Source organism: Zooshikella ganghwensis DSM 15267 (assembly GCF_000428585.1).
GTDB classification, from domain to species: Bacteria; Pseudomonadota; Gammaproteobacteria; order Pseudomonadales; family Zooshikellaceae; genus Zooshikella; species Zooshikella ganghwensis.
The window spans coordinates 1-1,322 of the sequence record NZ_AUAF01000385.1 but is presented as its reverse complement, the minus strand read 5'-3'; the positions used below and the strand labels follow the sequence as shown (position 1 = coordinate 1,322).

Here is a 1,322-nt window from a genome sequence, read left to right as displayed (position 1 = left end):
CTCCAGGTAATACAGTCATTTGGCGTGGTCTTAATAGACTATATGAGCTGAAGGCAGGCTTTGAACTCGCCCAAAATTGTGGGTAATTTAATGCCTTAGATGTAGCTGCTCATGAAGTAAGTCATGGCTTCACCCAGCAAAATTCAAATCTAGTTTATCGTGGTCAGTCAGGTGGTATTAATGAAGCCTTTTCTGATATGGCTGGAGAAGCTGCTGAATTTTACATGTTTAAGAAAAACGACTGGTTAGTGGGTGGCAGGATTACCAAAAGTCGCGAAGCGCTTCGCTTTTTTAAGCAGCCGAGTAAAGATGGTGTATCAATTGATCATGCCAGCCAATACCGTGAAGGCATGGATGTTCATAACTCAAGTGGTGTCTTTAATCGTGCTTTTTACACATTAGCAACGACCAATGGCTGGGATATTAAAAAAGCATTTGAAGTGATGGTGGTTGCTAACCAAATGTACTGGAAGCAAAACACGAACTTTGAACAAGGTGCTTGTGGTGTTGTTAAAGCGGCTAAGGATAAAGGCTACCCCGAGGCAGATGTGATTGCTGCATTTGGCGTTGTGGGTTTAGGTAAAAGCTGTGGCGGAAACCCTGGTGAGCCACCAGGACCAGGCCCTCAGCCACCGAACCCTGATCCTAATCCGCGACCTCCAGGCCCTAACCCTCAGCCACCAGGACCTGATCCAGAACCTCCATGTATTCCCCCAGGTGGACCCAATATGCCCCCAGGAGGACCATGGCCACCGATGCCGCCCGGAGGACCCAATATGCCCCCAGGTGGACCGAACATGCCTCCAGGTGGATGGCCTCCAGGTTGGCCGCAAGCAGATGTTGAGGGTTCACGCGCAGATGAACAAGTTATGTGGCCAGGTCGCCCAGGGCGACCTGGAAGACCAGGACGACCCGGTAAGCCCGGTGGTCCATGTATTCCACCTGGAGGGCCCAATATACCGCCAGGTGGGCCGAATATGCCCCCAGGAGGACCATGGCCACCAATGCCTCCAGGCGGACCTGGTGGCCCAGGTAAACCACCCGGAGGACCAAATATGCCGCCAGGTGGCCCTTGGCCGCCAGCACCTCCTGGTGGACCTAATATCCCTCCTGGAGGTCCCAACATGCCTCCGCCAACAGGACCTTGGCCTCCAGGTCCACCTGGAAGTGATTGGCCAGTGAATGAACAAGTGGAGGAAGGTTCTTCGCAACAAAGCGATGTTGAGTCGAACGTCGAATAATTAACTCATAATGTAACCATGGCAAGGGAGTGCCATGATTACAAATAACTCGTTGACAGGTAAGCCACTAGTTTGACTAGT

Annotated in this window: 1 pseudogene; it reads left to right on the top strand. The window is 51.6% G+C overall.

The window, feature by feature from the left end:
* Positions 1-155: 155 nt before the first annotated feature.
* Positions 156-1,241, top strand: a pseudogene (locus tag F607_RS35905) (M4 family metallopeptidase); the annotation flags it as partial.
* Between the last annotated feature and the right edge of the window lie 81 nt (positions 1,242-1,322).